The 15,223-nt window shown below is 40.0% G+C and carries 15 protein-coding genes, 1 pseudogene and 1 other annotated feature; of the genes and pseudogenes, 9 read left to right on the forward strand and 7 right to left on the reverse strand.

The window, feature by feature from the left end; genetic code table 11:
- Positions 1–8: 8 nt before the first annotated feature.
- Complete coding sequence (locus AABM38_RS13470; RefSeq protein ID WP_423406899.1) at positions 9–188, forward strand: hypothetical protein; 180 nt, start codon at positions 9–11, stop codon at positions 186–188.
- Between the two features lie 66 nt (positions 189–254).
- On the opposite strand, the gene AABM38_RS13475 is transcribed toward AABM38_RS13470, so the two are convergent.
- The gene (locus AABM38_RS13475) at positions 255–1,340 is read right to left on the reverse strand and encodes an AI-2E family transporter (RefSeq protein ID WP_423406900.1); all 1,086 of its coding nucleotides are present in this window, start codon (positions 1,338–1,340) and stop codon (positions 255–257) included.
- Between the two features lie 223 nt (positions 1,341–1,563).
- Here AABM38_RS13475 and AABM38_RS13480 point away from each other — a divergent pair, with 223 nt between their 5' ends.
- Positions 1,564–1,710 carry a hypothetical protein gene (locus AABM38_RS13480; RefSeq protein ID WP_423406901.1) on the forward strand — a complete coding sequence of 49 codons (147 nt, stop codon included), beginning with the start codon at positions 1,564–1,566 and terminating at the stop codon, positions 1,708–1,710.
- Between the two features lie 123 nt (positions 1,711–1,833).
- On the forward strand, positions 1,834–2,256 hold the full coding sequence (locus tag AABM38_RS13485) for a hypothetical protein (RefSeq protein ID WP_423406902.1): 423 nt from the start codon (positions 1,834–1,836) through the stop codon (positions 2,254–2,256).
- A gap of 36 nt (positions 2,257–2,292) precedes the next feature.
- Here the strand turns inward: AABM38_RS13485 and AABM38_RS13490 are convergent, their stop codons facing one another.
- The 5 genes and pseudogenes from AABM38_RS13490 to AABM38_RS13510 form a co-directional block, all read right to left on the reverse strand.
- Positions 2,293–3,138, reverse strand: a complete 846-nt coding sequence (locus AABM38_RS13490) for a PhnE/PtxC family ABC transporter permease (RefSeq protein ID WP_423406903.1) — start codon at positions 3,136–3,138, stop codon at positions 2,293–2,295.
- Positions 3,135–3,935 (reverse strand): PhnE/PtxC family ABC transporter permease, encoded by an 801-nt coding sequence (locus AABM38_RS13495; RefSeq protein ID WP_423406904.1) that lies wholly within the window; start codon positions 3,933–3,935, stop codon positions 3,135–3,137. The genes AABM38_RS13490 and AABM38_RS13495 overlap by 4 nt, the downstream gene beginning before the upstream one ends.
- Position 3,936: 1 nt before the next feature.
- Positions 3,937–4,691 (reverse strand): annotated as a pseudogene (locus AABM38_RS13500) (phosphonate ABC transporter ATP-binding protein).
- Between the two features lie 9 nt (positions 4,692–4,700).
- Positions 4,701–5,573 carry a putative selenate ABC transporter substrate-binding protein gene (locus tag AABM38_RS13505; protein WP_423406905.1) on the reverse strand — a complete coding sequence of 291 codons (873 nt, stop codon included), beginning with the start codon at positions 5,571–5,573 and terminating at the stop codon, positions 4,701–4,703.
- A gap of 352 nt (positions 5,574–5,925) precedes the next feature.
- Positions 5,926–7,482, reverse strand: coding sequence for an ABC-F family ATP-binding cassette domain-containing protein (locus AABM38_RS13510; protein ID WP_423406906.1), 1,557 nt, complete (start codon positions 7,480–7,482; stop codon positions 5,926–5,928).
- Positions 7,483–7,803: 321 nt separating this feature from the next.
- On the opposite strand from AABM38_RS13510, the gene AABM38_RS13515 reads away from it, so the two are divergent.
- From AABM38_RS13515 to AABM38_RS13535, 5 genes are all read left to right on the forward strand, one after another.
- Complete coding sequence (locus tag AABM38_RS13515; protein WP_423406907.1) at positions 7,804–8,532, forward strand: YqcI/YcgG family protein; 729 nt, start codon at positions 7,804–7,806, stop codon at positions 8,530–8,532.
- A 110-nt stretch (positions 8,533–8,642) separates the two neighbouring features.
- Positions 8,643–8,885: a hypothetical protein gene (locus AABM38_RS13520; RefSeq protein ID WP_423406908.1), complete on the forward strand. Its 243-nt coding sequence runs from the start codon at positions 8,643–8,645 to the stop codon at positions 8,883–8,885.
- Between the two features lie 34 nt (positions 8,886–8,919).
- Positions 8,920–9,129 (forward strand) — a binding site (T-box leader).
- Between the two features lie 93 nt (positions 9,130–9,222).
- Complete coding sequence (proS, locus tag AABM38_RS13525) at positions 9,223–10,653, forward strand: proline--tRNA ligase (protein WP_423406909.1); 1,431 nt, start codon at positions 9,223–9,225, stop codon at positions 10,651–10,653.
- 104 nt (positions 10,654–10,757) lie between these two features.
- Complete coding sequence (locus AABM38_RS13530; RefSeq protein ID WP_423406910.1) at positions 10,758–11,576, forward strand: CPBP family intramembrane glutamic endopeptidase; 819 nt, start codon at positions 10,758–10,760, stop codon at positions 11,574–11,576.
- Between the two features lie 127 nt (positions 11,577–11,703).
- The gene (locus AABM38_RS13535) at positions 11,704–11,985 is read left to right on the forward strand and encodes an AbrB/MazE/SpoVT family DNA-binding domain-containing protein (RefSeq protein WP_423410734.1); all 282 of its coding nucleotides are present in this window, start codon (positions 11,704–11,706) and stop codon (positions 11,983–11,985) included.
- Positions 11,986–12,364: 379 nt separating this feature from the next.
- Here AABM38_RS13535 and arcA read toward each other — a convergent pair whose 3' ends face one another.
- Positions 12,365–13,597 carry an arginine deiminase gene (gene arcA, locus AABM38_RS13540; protein WP_423406911.1) on the reverse strand — a complete coding sequence of 411 codons (1,233 nt, stop codon included), beginning with the start codon at positions 13,595–13,597 and terminating at the stop codon, positions 12,365–12,367.
- Positions 13,598–14,012: 415 nt separating this feature from the next.
- On the opposite strand from arcA, the gene AABM38_RS13545 reads away from it, so the two are divergent.
- Positions 14,013–15,203 carry a glycine C-acetyltransferase gene (locus AABM38_RS13545; RefSeq protein WP_423406912.1) on the forward strand — a complete coding sequence of 397 codons (1,191 nt, stop codon included), beginning with the start codon at positions 14,013–14,015 and terminating at the stop codon, positions 15,201–15,203.
- Positions 15,204–15,223 lie beyond the last annotated feature (20 nt).

The raw sequence follows: 15,223 nt of genomic DNA on the forward strand, positions 1-15,223 counted from the left end.
GCTTAAATATGCTTTGGTTAATCCTTATTTCTCCGCTGATTGTATTAGTGCCGATTGTTATTTATTTTGATAAAAAGAAGGGGATGGGTGACCCTAAATTAGATTCAGAAAACCACCGGATTGAACAAGACTTGGCAAGAAATGAATCCTCTTTTATTGACCCAGGAGGGAACGGCCCAGCTCAATAAAAAAAGCAGAAAGCATCGGCTTAAGGCCGATGCTTTCTGCTTTTTTTAAGTTTTGCACATCATTCATCAAGCCTCTGGATTGATAAAATTTCTCTTTTGGCGAAGCCTGTAAAATTTCCATACATCCTTAATGATGATCTTTATAACTGAATATAGCGGGATTGCAATAAGGATGCCAATGAAACCATAGATTGAACCTGCCGCAATCAATAAGAGGATAACCGTTATTGGATGGATATTCAACTTTTTACCCATTACCTGCGGGGTAACAAAATTGCCTTCGAGCTGCTGTACCACCAGTAGTACGACCAGGACCTTGAACATCATCATCGGACTTGTTGCCAGCGCTACAAACAGAGCTGGCAACACACCAATGAGTGGACCAAGGAATGGAACAACAGTTAAAAACATGGTGAAAATCGCAAGGAGCAGGGCATAGTCCAGTCCGATTATTTTATATCCAATGTACATAAGAGTTCCATCAACAAGTGCAATGATAAACTGTCCAGTTACATAAGTGAAAAGTGTTTTATCAATATCCTTAAGAATTTTATTACCTTCCTGTTCATGCTCATTCGGAATCAGTTTTATAATATATGGCCTTAATTTTTCCTCATCCTTCAAAAAGAAAAATACAAGGAAAGGAACTACTACTAAAACAGTCGCTACACTGGTGAGTAATGAAATAATCGATATGACATTTTCACCAAGATTATTTGATACTTTACTTAAATAAGTGAGTGCTTTTTGTTTTACGTCATTTGCATTTACCATTTCAAACTTATTATCTTTCATTACTTTTTCCGATTCCTTTGTGACTTCTTCTATTCTTTGAGGAAAGTTTTCAGTGAGGTTGCTGACTTGCTCACCAACAAGCGATCCAGCGAAATAGAAAAAAGTTGTGAAAATTCCTATAAATACAGCAAAGACGATAAGAATACTGATCACCTTTGGCATGTATTGATCAAGCCATCTAACAGGCTTTCTCAAAATGTAATAGATTAATCCTGAAATTAGAACCGGAAAGAAGATCGCAATGATGAAATTCTGCACCGGCCAGACAAAATAATCGATCTTTCCAAATAAAAAGATAATGAGAAGAACTAAAATGATTCCTGATGCATATTTAAAAAATGGTTTTTGAACCCACATTCCTATTCCCCCTGATTATGTATGTACTTCCTTATTACTTCCCACAAATTTCGCAACTATAAACAAAAGTCGCAATGTTGTCATAAGATGTCCATGCCGACAATAAACATATTAAAAAGATTCAAGTTTTAATTTTTTATTATCGGGTAAATATTCTGGTCAACAGAAAATAGAATTAACAGCATATAGCCACTGGTCATCTTCTGTGTAAAGGGGTCTCTGTATGGTTGCAATCGAAGAGCATCTAATATTTATTAAAGAACTAGGGCGTTTGTTTGATGATTACTCACAATGTGAGGATGAGAAGCTGAAAATTGAAATATATAAAGATATTCAGCTAATTGGGGAAGCTATTCGAATTGGAAATTGAAATAAAATAAAATAAAACCCGGCAAACCGTAAATACATGGTTTGCCGTTTTTATTTTAGTTTAGGAAAATCCTGTCCTGTACTGTCATATATATGAAACAAGCATATGAAGGAGGAGGTTACAATGAAGATAGACCTTTCAAAAGAACAATATTTGACCCTTGTCAAATTGCTGCAGCTAGGCAATTGGCCGATCGGACTCACAGAAGCCGACCATACTCTGGCCAGCAAGGCAGAAGAACTTGAACAGTACATTTTCTCATTAGCCCATGATTTTGAAGCAGGTGACCAAATTTACTATGATAAAGCGGAAGAATATTACTATCTCTCAGAAGCCTTGAAGGAAAGTGTTGAAGCTATTATTGATGAGTATGAGGAGGATGTTTTCTGGGATCAATTGACTCACAAGTTAGCAACGATAGATCTGAAGCGCGAAATCAATATCCATGCACCAATCGAGGAAAAAATCAATAGACTCTTTCAGCTGAAGGCACGTTATGAAAAATACTTTCTGGAAAACGGTTTGGAAAATATCGATATACTATAAAACGAATCCGGCCATATGCACTTGGCCGGATTCGTTTCATTTTATGAAGAATCGCGCTTTTTCAGATATATAATCTGCAGCGAAAACAAGGACTAAATAACATAACAGTAATAAAGTGAGATCGGTGTAATGAAAAAAACTCATGCTAAGCTTGAATTGCTGTCCAAGTCCGCCTGCACCAACAAAACCAACAACAATTGTTGTGCGCATAATCACTTCCCAGCGGTACAGGATATATGTCAAAAAGCGGGGAAGTGCTGCCGGCAATACACCGTAAAGCAAAATTTGCAGCCGTCCAGCGCCACTGGAAGCCAAGTTCCGGACTGGTCTTGAATCAAGGTCTTCAATCACCTCTGCACAAAGCTTGCCGAGAATGCCGAAATTATGAAGAGCGAGAGCAATAGCACCTGGCAGTATTCCCGGCTTGAAAATAAAGATGATCATCATGGCCCATACAAGCTCAGGTACAGCACGGGAAAATATATATATACTTCGGATAATACCAAACGAAATCCAGCCATGCCATTTTTTCGCCAGGGTAATCGAACCATTCGCGACATTTCTGGCTGCTGGGACCACTGTTAGAAGTGCCGCGATTGTCGCAAAGCCGGTAGCCATTACACTCATTTTCAATGTATCGAAAGTAAGGTCAATTGCCGTTTTCCAGCTGTCCAAGTTTAAAAATGCAGGATTCTCTTCTCCAATACCGAGAAGCCCTTTGAAAAATTTACTTGAATACATAAAGTTTTGTTGCGAAAAAAGAGTGGAAAGACTCGCTTTTTCCAAGATGAAAATTGAAACCCAGGACCCAGCACCAAGCAGAAGCAAAGCATAGACAGAGGCAGTAACAAAAGTGATTTTTCGTTTTTTCCGAACCTTCATTGTACCAGCCTCTTTCTTAATTGATTGCTCCAGACATCAATGATGATCACCAGGGAAATTAAAAAGAACATGAAAGTCCAGACTTCATTGTAGTGAAGGTCATCTAAACTAAGCTGAATTTGGTATCCGAGTCCGCCAATGCCAACAAAGCTCATGATAGCAGATGAACGAACCGCACATTCAAATCTGTACATGGCATAGCTTGTAATACTCGCTCTGGCCATCGGCAGATATCCATACCATAGAATTTGAAGTCGCGACGCACCTGCTGCCTCGAGTGCTGTAATTGGTTCTTGAGGAACATCTTCCAGCATTTCTGCAAAAATCCTGCCAAGTATACCACCATAAGGTATGGCCAATGCAAAAATTGCCGCAAATGGTGACAGGCCGATTGAGGCGACAAATAGCCATGCCCAGACTAGTTCATGTATTGCCCTCATAAATCCTAATTGCCCTCTAAAAAAAGCTTTCATAACCTTTTTAGTCTTTGTTCTCTTAATCAAAACTCCTGAAGCGGGGATGCCATACACAAACGCAATGATCAATGCTAAGCTCATGCCTGCTGCAGCATAAGAAAGAGTAGTCCAGCTTGATTCAACCGCAAGCAGCAATATGTCACTTGATAAGTCAGGGTGAAAGAGTGCTTCAATCATTTGTCCTGCTGTTTTCAGCCCTCCGCTATGAATTAAATCAAAATTCCACTTCACTGAAAACAAACTCCAGAAAAATAATAGAAATAGGATCAGAGAGAGAATCTTGCGCTTATGGAGATCAAATGATACCCAGTTCTTCTCCATATCAAGATCGCTCCTTCAATTTATACAAGCTTGCGATGTGATCATCAGAAACTGAAGCAGAGGGGAGATCAAAGAAAACCTCGCCATTCTTCAAGGCAATCAGTCTATCAAAATATTTTTTAGCGTATTCTACTGAATGCAAGCTGGCAATCAGTGTCTGTTTTTCCTCAAGTGCAATTTCAACTAAAAGTTCAAGGATATCTTCAGCACGCGCAGGATCAAGTGAAGCAACAGGCTCATCTGCGAGAATGACTTCAGGATTTTGGACGAGGAGACGGGCTAGGGCTACTCTCTGCTGTTCGCCGCCGGAAAGTGTAGATGTACGTTCATACAATTTTTCCGTAAGACCTACACGCTCCAAAGCACTGATTGCATACTCCTTTTCCTGAGGAATAAGAAGGGAGAGGAGTGACTTAACTACTCCCCAATCACCAAGGCGTCCAGCCAATACATTATGGATTACCGGAAGCTCACCAACCAGGTCAAACTGCTGGCGGATGATGCCGATTTTTTTGCCCTTTTCTTTTGGTCAGCTAACTCTGATAAAGGCCGACCATCAATATTGACCGTACCCCGATCCGGAACCAAAATAGACGCTAATATATTCAGCAGAGTCGTTTTCCCAGCGCCACTCGGACCAATCAGAGCAATTAGTTCACCTTTTTTTACGGTAAAAGAAAGGGAAGATAAGGCTATCTTCCGCTCATAATGTTTTGATATTTGGTTAAGGTTAATAATTTCCTTTTCTAAAGCCATTTGTTCCACCTACTTGATGATCTTTAGTTCCTTCGCGACCTTTTCAATCGCTTTATAGTTTTCATTGTTCGTCTCTATGAATTTATCAGTCTGCAAAAGCTCCATAATTTCATTATCTTCAGCCTTCATTGAAAGAATGGCATCTTTTATTTTCTTTTTCGTTTCCTTATCAACTTTATTGATAGTCCAGTTATAATCCAAATATTCAGGTGTTGTATAGAATACCTTTACCTTTGATTCATCGACCTTGCCTTCTTTTACTGCAGCTTCCCAAACTGAAATGTTCAAAGCGCCAGTCTGGAATGCTCCTGATTCAACAAGCTTGTAAGTTTTATCATGAGATCCAGAGTAATTTGGAGCACCATCAAGATCCTTATCAGGTTTAATTCCCGATTCCATCATGAAATAACGAGGCATCAAGTGGCCTGAAGTAGAACTCTCGCTGCCAAATGTAAAGGATTTTCCCTTTAAGTCCTCGAGACTATCAATATCGAGGTCGTTTTGGGCAATAAATACTGATTTGAATTTTTCATCAATCGGTCTTTGGGCAAATGCTTCCGCTTCGGGGACAAGACTTCTAGCCTGCACACCTGTAAGTCCGCCAAACCATGCCAGCTGGATTTCACCCCGTTCAAAAGCAGTCACAAGTGCGGAATAATCGACAGAAGGAACGTATTCCACGTTCAATCCCGTTTTTTTACTTAAATCTTTCGCAAAGTCCTCCATGCTCCTGTTCAGGTCAGCGGCATTCTGATCCGGAATCGCACCAATTTTAATGGTTTCAGATTCTTTCTTGGTTTGAGTATTTTCGGCATCATTACCTGAACAACCAGTCAAGGCGAAAATGACCATTAAACTAATTAACATTATTATTTTTTTCATTAGAAAATCACCTTTCCATAAACAAATTTTATAGGCTCTATAAAATTTATCAATAACGATGAAATAACTCAATACTTTTTATAAAAAATTCTGCTTAGGGAGTTAATAATCCATCCGTCAAACAAATAAATAACTATGTAACCATTAATGTAATCCGTTTTGAAAAATAGGCTTATAGATGCTTTTATGAGATCGAAACCCATTTTGATTTGCGAAAAGAGGAACATAAGATCCCGGCAGGTAAACGAATTCCCATATTTTTAATTAACGAGCGCAAATTTAATCAATCAATTATCCAATCCTGCAGGTAATAATAAAACCTGCTGGCAAAACCAGCAGGCTTAAATAATATCTATAATTCGGATTTCCCAGCCCATTCCTCTACATTCCAAACCTTCGTTACCCAATCTTCATAGAAATCAGGTTCGTGGCTTACAAGGACAATCGTACCTTTATAGGCTTGTAATGCACGCTTTAATTCTGCTTTTGCCGTAATATCAAGGTGGTTTGTAGGCTCGTCAAACAGCAGCCAGTTGCTTTCATGCATAAGGAGCTTTGTCAAACGGACCTTAGCTTGTTCTCCACCGCTAAGCTGATTAAGCGGACGTGAAATATGTTCATTTTTCAGACCGCTGCGTGCAAGTGCGGCGCGTACCTGGTGCTGATCCAGGCTAGGGAACTCACTCCACAGATCATCGATAGGGGTGATGTTTGCCGCTTTTACTTCCTGCTCAAAGTATGAAGGGAACAGGAAATCTCCACGCTCTATTTTCCCGCTTAGTGCAGGTATTTTTCCAAGCATTGTTTTTAATAATGTTGATTTACCAACACCATTCATGCCGACAATCGCAATTTTTTCGCCGCGTTCAATTGTTACTGACAATTTTGGCATAAGAGGGTGTGTATAGCCGATTTCAAAGTCCTTGCCTTCAAAAACATAACGGCTGCTTGCCCGTGATTCTTTAAAGTCGAAAGTAGGCTTAAGGGCTGTTTCTGGACGGTCAATTCGCTCCAGCCGCTCAAGCTGCTTCTGACGGCTCTTCGCACGGCCGGTAGTGGAATAACGCGCTTTATTTTTCGCGATGAAATCTTCTTGTTTCTTAATGAATTCCTGTTGCTTCTCGTAAGCATTTATATGTTGATTCTTATTGATTTCAGCAAGTTCAAGGAATTTTTCATACGTTGCCGTATAGCGTGTCAGCTTTGAAAATTCAAGCTGAAAAATAACATTGGAAACCTGGTTCATGAATTCAGTATCATGCGAAATCAAAATGAAAGCATATGGGTATTCTTTTAAATATCTTGTAAGCCAATTGATGTGTTCCACATCAAGATAGTTTGTTGGCTCATCCAGCAAAAGAACCTTTGGTTTTTCCAGCAATAGCTTGGCAAGCAGAACTTTCGTACGTTGGCCGCCACTTAATGCAGATACATCACGGTCAATTCCGATTGCGTCTAAACCAAGTCCTCGTGCTGCTTCCTCCACTTCAATATCGAGGGAGTAGAATCCGCCTGCATCCAATGCGTCCTGGATTTCAGCCATTTGTTCGAGCAACACTTCTAGTTCCTCAGGGGAAGCGTCAGCCATTTTGCCAGTCACTTCATTCAATTCTTCTTCTTTTTTAAATAAAGGAAGGAAAGCATCCCGCAATACATCTCGGATCGACTTTCCCGACGTTAATACAGTATGCTGGTCCAAGTATCCGTATTCCACCCCTGGTGTCCATTCAACCTTTCCAGAATCATGGATTAATTGGCCGGTTATAATATTCATCAATGTTGATTTACCGACACCATTTGCACCGACCAAACCAACATGATCTTCAGCTAAAAGGCGGAAAGAGACATCTTTAAAAAGGGTACGATCCCCAAAAGTGTGACTTAAATTTTCTACATTCAATAAACTCATGATAAAGTCCTCGTTTCAATCTATTTTTAATGGCATTAATTTAACAATCACATTCCTTAATCATACTAAAATCTCTGTCTTTAGACTAGCTTTTTATAAAGAGGAGAATCTGGAAACACCTTGTGTACATGTGGCGGAAACTTCATCGATCTTTATTTAAAACCCATTATAGTTACAGGCTGTATACTATTACAGTTGTACAAGAAGGAAAATAACACCTCCTAAACCATTTGTCTTCCGTTCCTTAATCTTACCTCTTCCGTTTAGTAAAACGCTGAAAGGGGTATTTAATTACTAACTAACTGATTTGAGGTGTTTTTCATGAAAGTCAAAAACAGCTATTTATTTACCAAAGAAGATATGGTCAATCCTGAACTTGTGCCTGAATGGGTAATCAGGGAATATAAGAATTTTCATGAGGTCGTTACAAATAGAGAGTTCCCATGCTATTTCGGTATGTCAGCAGAGAAAAAAGGGGAACTTCGCTATTCATATATCAGCAAGGATAACTGGAATGAATTGCCTGGTGCCATTGAGGAGTTTATCGCTCTTTTTGATGAAAATAAGTCCTTGATTCGGCATGGACTTTTTGTATTCGTCGAACCAGAAGCAGAAGAAAAAACGATTGAATATTACCGCGAGTATTTCTGGAATGTCCTTCAATTTTTGCATGAAAAAGATACAAAGCCTTGGCCTGCTGATTATCCTACGGACCCAGACCATCATCTCTGGGCATTTTCATTCGCAGGAGAACCTTTCTTTGCATTTGGCAACGCTCCTGCTTATAAACAGCGTAAAACCCGTGACCTTGGCAATAGTCTTGTAATAGGTTTTCAGCCGCGTCGAATATTCGATGGTCTTGAAGGGACTTCAAAAGGGGGAATCATGTCCCGTGAAAAGGTTAGGGAGCGAGTGGAAAAATGGGACAACCTGCCGAAGCACCCGAACGTAAGTCACTACGGCGATCCCGAACACAGAGAATGGAAGATGTATTTTATTGGCGATGACAGCAAGCCGATGGAAGGTAAATGCCCATTTCATCATAAATAAGCATAAGAGACTAAATCCCAAAGGATTTAGTCTCTTTTGTGTTTGAAATCTTCGAAAAGTTCAATTAATATAATAGGAAGATAATTACATATTAAAGATTGGATGATTTCATGAAGTTAAATAGATTTACCATCGTTTTTGGCACCTTTGTATCCGTCACAGGTCTACTATATTTAATTGGCTATACCTTTCAGATCACACTCCTGATCTTTCATCACCAGCATAATCAGACAGCTGAAGGTTTCACTTCAGAGTCCAGATCATTATTGCCTTTCATAATAGGATTGGGTGCAAGCTACATTGCTGAAAAGATTTACTTAAGCAAAAAATATGACTTTTCAAATAAAAATTGACATCCATTTATTTTCTATATATAATCATCAAAAAATAGTAACGTTGACGAGGATCAGTAAAATGGAATGAAGCCTTTTCCAGAGAGGGAGCTGAATGCTGAAAAGCTCCTATTGGCCGCCATTTGAACCTGCCTCTGAGTTCCGGATCGGATTATTGAAGATCACGGCGGATTATTCCGTTATCATTTCGAGATAAAGCAGTGCTTTATGATTAGGGTGGTACCGCCAGGCCTTGGCCCCTTTGGGATCAAGGCCTTTTTGTGTTTCTTTGAGATAGAGCAGCGTTATTTACAAAGTTTTTAACAAAATTAATGTATATAAAAGACGGGGTGCAGACATGGCTAAAGAATTTGTTAAAGAAATTACATCAATGGATGAAGATTTTGCTCAGTGGTATACGGATGTTGTGACGAAGGCAGACTTAATTGACTACTCAAGCGTAAGAGGTTCCATGATCATCCGTCCATATGGATATTCACTATGGGATAACATCAAAAATGAACTGGACTCCCGCATTAAAGAAACAGGACACGAAAATGTCTACATGCCACTTTTCATTCCTGAGAGTTTATTGCAAAAAGAAAAGGATCATATCGAAGGATTCGCACCAGAGGTTGCATGGGTGACTCATGGCGGATCAGAAGAGCTTGCAGAGCGACTGGTTGTCAGGCCTACTTCCGAGGTGCTTTTCTGTGAGCATTACAAAAACATCATCCATTCTTATCGAGACCTTCCAAAACTATATAACCAATGGGCAAATGTCGTGCGCTGGGAAAAGACAACAAGACCTTTCCTGAGAACACTTGAATTTTTATGGCAGGAAGGACACACCTGCCATGCGACAGATGAAGAAGCTCTTGATGAAACTGTAAAGATGCTGAAGGTTTACGCTGATGTATGTGAAAACATCCTGGCGATCCCAGTTGTACAGGGGCAAAAAACCGAAAAAGAGAAATTCGCAGGCGCTAAGCTTACTTATACAATTGAAAGCCTGATGCATGATGGAAAGGCATTACAGACAGGCACATCGCACCATCTAGGTGACGGGTTTGCCAAGGCGTTCGGGATACAGTATACCGATAAGGAAGGACAGCTTCAGTATGTTCAGCAAACATCATGGGGTTTTACAACAAGGGTCATCGGGGCAATGATCATGGTACATGGAGACGACCGGGGATTAGTCATTCCTCCAAACGCTGCCCCAACGCAAGTCATGATCGTGCCAATTGCACAGCATAAAGAAGGCGTACTCGATTTTGCCTACGAACTAAAATCAAAACTTTCAAATGTTGCGCGTGTAGGCATCGATGCAAGTGATAAAAAGCCAGGGTGGAAATTCAACGAATACGAAATGAAGGGGATTCCAGTAAGGCTTGAGGTAGGCCCTAAGGATATTGAAAAAGGCCAGGCAGTATTGGCAAGACGGGATACAGGAGAGAAATTTTTCGTATCGCTCGAGGATTTAGAAACAAAACTTCCTGAATTACTGGAGGATATCCAGCGAAGCCTGTACGAAAAAGCTAAGAATCATCGTGAGGATAAAACAAACGCCGCTCTTAATCTTGATGAATTTAAAACAGTCCTTGAAAAAGAGACAGGTTTCATTAAAGCCATGTGGTGCGGTGATCGAGCATGCGAGGATAAAATAAAAGAAGAAACGACAGCAACATCTCGCTGCATTCCCTTTGAACAGGAACAAGTAAGCGAAAAATGTGTATGCTGCGGCAAGGAAGCTGAGAAAATGGTCCTTTGGGCAAAAGCTTATTAATTTATAAAGCAATCCTTTTTTGGATTGCTTTTTCCTTTTACTCCTAGAAGATTTTTGAAACCTTTATTTGGAAAAAACGTCTATTAAAAGAATGGGGGCTTATAATGAAAAAAATTCCTGCACTATTTCTTACATTAATCGGTTTCATCATCTTAAATTTGTATTTTAATCTGATTCCAACTTTACTGCCCAAAAATGATATTTTACGTTTTTTCCACTTGCTTCTGTTTTTTCCTTTAGCCTACATAGTTGCACGTAAACTAAATAGGGAAGGGATGGCCTTGTACGGAGTTGTTTTTTACAAGGGATGGTTACGAAATCTATTTTTAGGCTTTTTCATCGGCTTTAGTTTCTGGGCAGTTTTGTTCAGCTTATATTTTCTGCTTGGAAAATATGAATTTATTGGGTTTGCTCCTTTATTAAACGCAACAGCCAACATTTTTGTCATTCTCATAGGATTCGGTTTAGGCTCGTTAATCAACGACATGATCGTGAGGGGGTATTTAATAAATCAATTGAAGGGTAAGATTCCTCTCCCAGTGATATTCACAATTTCCTTGATCATTTACACATTCGATGATATCTGGAATGCTGGATTTAGTGTTCAAAACACTATTTTTTCATTTGCATTGGGCTTAAGTTTGACCTATAGCTTTATCAAAGCAAATTCTATTTGGGTCGATACCGGTATCCATTTCGGATTGAATGTCCTTTATGGGCTATTCTTCGGCGTGTCTCAACAAATAGGCGGAGGAATATTGTTATTCAAGGAAACTTCAACTTCGAGCAATTTAACCATTTGGCTGTCGACTTTTCTTTCACTGCTGATTTTATTGACCGTGTTCTTGTTAAACCGGTATATCATTGTTTACAAACCTGGAGCTAGAAAAAGCATGGATGAGACTCGCAAAATAGACATATAAGAGAAAATATTCGAACATTCAAAATGTAAATTTATGCCTCCGTTTGATATAATTGGATTGGGTCAGATTTGATTTACAGACAAGACATCCACATTCCATATATTATTGAATAGGAGAGGATGCAATGATGAAAGCAACAGGAATTGTCAGGAAAACCGACCAGCTAGGCAGGATCGTTATTCCAATGGAATTAAGGAAAAAACTGAGTATTGGAGAGAATGATCCACTGGAGATTTTTGTTGATGAGGATATGATCGTCCTAAAGAGATATCAGCCAGATTTAACATGCCTTATAACAGGAACAATCAGCAGTGATAATCTGTTGCTCGCTAATGGAAAGGTAATTTTGAGTCGTGAAGGGGCGAATCAATTGATTAAAGAATTGCAAAGTTACCTAGCTGCAAATTAAACAATATTTTAAAAGCAGTCCTTTTGGGACTGCTTTTCTAAATAGATAAGAAAGTATAAAATGTCCTTCGAGAAATGTCCAGCTCCAACGCCTAGCCCCTCGAGTCGCTTGTCTAGTTTCGCCTCCTAGAAACTCCGAAACTTCAACTCCGCCTTCAGAAGCAAAAAGCGCTTCTTTGTCGGAGTCTATAGTTTCTGCGTTTCTGGGCAGTCGGCTACACATTTCGGTTTCGGTCCGCCCAATGAAGTCAAAGAACGACTTCACCGGACGGCCCTTCGACGGACACGATGTTCTAGTGCCGACGTTGCCACAGGACGTGGCGGGATTAGTCGGCCAGCGCTTGTCGGGGCTGACCAAGGCGCATGCGCTTTTCTTAGGTCTATAGGTCTTCTCGATAGATTGGCATGCTCATGCAGCGAGGGCCTCCACGACCCCTTGATAACTCGGAGCTTGGAATTTCAATTACTTCAATGCCATTTTCTCTTAATAAATCATTCGAAACATAATTTCGATCATAGGTAACAACAACACCTGGAGCGATTGCAAGAGTATTTGAGCCATCGTTCCATTGCTCACGCGCCGCAGCTATTTCGTGGCCGCCTCCGCAAGGAATCAAAACAAGCTCCTGCAAATTCAGGATTTCTTTCAACGTCTCAGTTAAATTTGAGCGCTCTTTTATTTCCAATCTCTCTGGGTCCTTGCTTTTTTCTAGAATATATATTTTCATTTTACCATTCGGTCCTTCAATCCCATGATGAATTGTGAATTTTTCCTGGTCAACCATTGTAAAGACGGTATCGAGATGCATATACGCTCTTAATTTTGGAATCTCAATAGCAACAACCTTCCTGATTGTCCCATTCCTGGAGAATATTCGTTTTGCCAGCTTCTCGATGGCCTGTGCAGATGTTCTGGCGCTTACACCTATTGCGATGACTTCAGGACTGAGTACCAGTTCATCCCCGCCTTCAATCGGGTAATACTCTTCACGATCATACCAATGTGGAATGTCATGGACAGAAAAGCGAGGATGGTGATTTATAATAAAATCCATAAATAATGATTCTCTTTTTCTTGCTCCTTCACACATTTTATTCAGGGAAATACCGTCGCCAATCACCGCAGCAGGGTCACGAGTGAAATAAAGGTTTGGCATAGGATCAAGAAAGAAAGGATAATAATCTTCCAGAAGCTCATGTAAATGAACTTTTTTTTCATTTTGAATTTCAGATTTTAACACTCCAGACATCACTTTTCGGATCATTTCCTCTGTAGAAAATGAATGAAGATATTCTTCAACTGTCTTCCTTGAGCCGTTTAAATTTCTTTTGCTCTCATTCAACAGCTGGTCAATAAACTCATGACGCAAATCATCTGTACTTAACGCTTCAGCCATAAGTTTTTCCAAATAAAGTACTTCTACTCCACGGTTCTTTAGCACTTCGGCAAAATAGTCATGCTCTCTCTGGACTGCAGGTAAATAAGGGATATCATCGAAAAGGAGCCTTTCAAGGTACTTCGGCGTCAAATTTTCGACTTCTTTACCTGGCCTGTGAAGAACTACAGTTTTTAACCTTCCGATTTCGGAAGTTACATGTAAAGGGTAATTCATATTATTAGCCTCCCATTTTCGGTATCTATTCTCTATGAAAGAAGGAGGGAGTGATCAGTATGTATATCGAATCCGAGATATTCCCACTTCCCCCGCCAAACTGCTTGGCTGCAGACTGGCTCCTTTTTCTATACCCTAATCGGTTCGAATAAACCTGAAATATTAAAATTAATGAAGGTTTTTGCGATATCCTGCGCAAAGAGGGGAAACTAAATTGAATGATTAAAAAAACTTTTAAAAAATGGAAGCGTTTTCTGTCCTTCATAGATGTACAATCTATGTAAATGTGTTAAAGTATATCTTGTGAACACTAGAGGTATCACGGGAACAGGATGAGAGTTATTGTCCTCCCCATAAAGACAGTTGTATCCAATATAATGACATGCCTAATTTGACGGCAGAAAGGGGATTTACGATGTCTAGCAAAGGTCTTGAACAATTTTTAAATGAAAACTTAGAGGATTTAAAAGGGAAGGGTTTATACAATGTGATCGACCCTCTTGAAAGCCCAAATGGACCAGTCATTACAATCAATGGAAGAGAATTGATTAACCTCTCTTCAAATAATTATCTGGGACTGGCTACAGATGAAAGACTAAAAAAAGCAGCTACAGAAGCGATCAGTAAATATGGGGTTGGAGCAGGTGCTGTAAGGACAATTAACGGCACACTTAAGATTCACATCGAGCTAGAAGAAAAGCTGGCTAAATTCAAGAAAACAGAAGCAGCCATTGCTTACCAGTCTGGATTCATGTGCAATATGGCGGCTATCTCTGCGGTAATGGATAAAAATGATGCGATTTTATCAGATGAGCTGAACCATGCATCAATTATAGATGGCTGCCGCCTATCCAGAGCAAAAATAATTCGTTTCAATCATTCAGACATGGATGACTTGCGCGCGAAGGCAAAGGAAGCAACTGAATCAGGACTATACAATAAAGTCATGGTCATTACAGATGGGGTTTTCTCCATGGATGGAGACATCGCAAAATTGCCAGAAATCGTTCAGATTGCTGAGGAATTTGATTTGATTACATATGTGGACGATGCACATGGTTCAGGAGTCCTCGGTGAAGGCGCAGGTACGGTGAAACATTTTGGCCTTTCTGATAAAGTTGATTTCCAGATTGGTACATTATCCAAGGCAATTGGCGTAGTCGGCGGCTATGTTGCAGGAAAGCAAAACCTGATTGACTGGCTTAAGGTAAGAAGTCGTCCGTTCTTATTTTCAACCTCACTGACGCCGGCGGATGTAGCTGCCAGCATAAAAGCAGTTGAAATTTTAATGGAGAGCACAGAATTAAATGAACGTCTATGGGAAAATGCGAACTACCTGAAGGATGGCCTGAAAAAACTTGGATTCGATATTGGGTATTCTGAAACACCGATTACTCCATGCATTATTGGGGATGAAGTCAAAACCCAAGAATTCAGCAAACGCCTAAACGATGAAGGTGTGTACGCGAAATCAATCGTATTCCCAACTGTGCCACGTGGGACTGGCAGGGTAAGAAATATGCCTTCTGCTGCTCATACGAAAGAGATGCTAGACCAAGCTATCTCTACTTATGAAAAGGTCGGCAAGGAACTTGGAATTATTTAATAGCAAACAGGGCGGCCGGT

This window comes from Heyndrickxia sp. MSNUG (assembly GCF_049532715.1).
Classification (GTDB): Bacteria; Bacillota; Bacilli; order Bacillales; family Cytobacillaceae; genus Mesobacillus.

Excerpts from the sequence above, each read along its gene's own strand:
- AABM38_RS13470 (WP_423406899.1), top strand. The coding sequence starts at position 9 with ATGCTTTGGTTAATCCTTATTTCTCCGCTGATTGTATTAGTGCCGATT.
- AABM38_RS13475 (WP_423406900.1), bottom strand. The coding sequence starts at position 1,340 with ATGTGGGTTCAAAAACCATTTTTTAAATATGCATCAGGAATCATTTTA.
- AABM38_RS13480 (WP_423406901.1), top strand. The coding sequence starts at position 1,564 with ATGGTTGCAATCGAAGAGCATCTAATATTTATTAAAGAACTAGGGCGT.
- AABM38_RS13485 (WP_423406902.1), top strand. The coding sequence starts at position 1,834 with ATGAAGATAGACCTTTCAAAAGAACAATATTTGACCCTTGTCAAATTG.
- AABM38_RS13490 (WP_423406903.1), bottom strand. The coding sequence starts at position 3,138 with ATGAAGGTTCGGAAAAAACGAAAAATCACTTTTGTTACTGCCTCTGTC.
- AABM38_RS13495 (WP_423406904.1), bottom strand. The coding sequence starts at position 3,935 with ATGGAGAAGAACTGGGTATCATTTGATCTCCATAAGCGCAAGATTCTC.
- AABM38_RS13505 (WP_423406905.1), bottom strand. The coding sequence starts at position 5,573 with ATGAAAAAAATAATAATGTTAATTAGTTTAATGGTCATTTTCGCCTTG.
- AABM38_RS13510 (WP_423406906.1), bottom strand. The coding sequence starts at position 7,482 with ATGAGTTTATTGAATGTAGAAAATTTAAGTCACACTTTTGGGGATCGT.
- AABM38_RS13515 (WP_423406907.1), top strand. The coding sequence starts at position 7,804 with ATGAAAGTCAAAAACAGCTATTTATTTACCAAAGAAGATATGGTCAAT.
- AABM38_RS13520 (WP_423406908.1), top strand. The coding sequence starts at position 8,643 with ATGAAGTTAAATAGATTTACCATCGTTTTTGGCACCTTTGTATCCGTC.
- proS (WP_423406909.1), top strand. The coding sequence starts at position 9,223 with ATGGCTAAAGAATTTGTTAAAGAAATTACATCAATGGATGAAGATTTT.
- AABM38_RS13530 (WP_423406910.1), top strand. The coding sequence starts at position 10,758 with ATGAAAAAAATTCCTGCACTATTTCTTACATTAATCGGTTTCATCATC.
- AABM38_RS13535 (WP_423410734.1), top strand. The coding sequence starts at position 11,704 with ATGAAAGCAACAGGAATTGTCAGGAAAACCGACCAGCTAGGCAGGATC.
- arcA (WP_423406911.1), bottom strand. The coding sequence starts at position 13,597 with ATGAATTACCCTTTACATGTAACTTCCGAAATCGGAAGGTTAAAAACT.
- AABM38_RS13545 (WP_423406912.1), top strand. The coding sequence starts at position 14,013 with ATGTCTAGCAAAGGTCTTGAACAATTTTTAAATGAAAACTTAGAGGAT.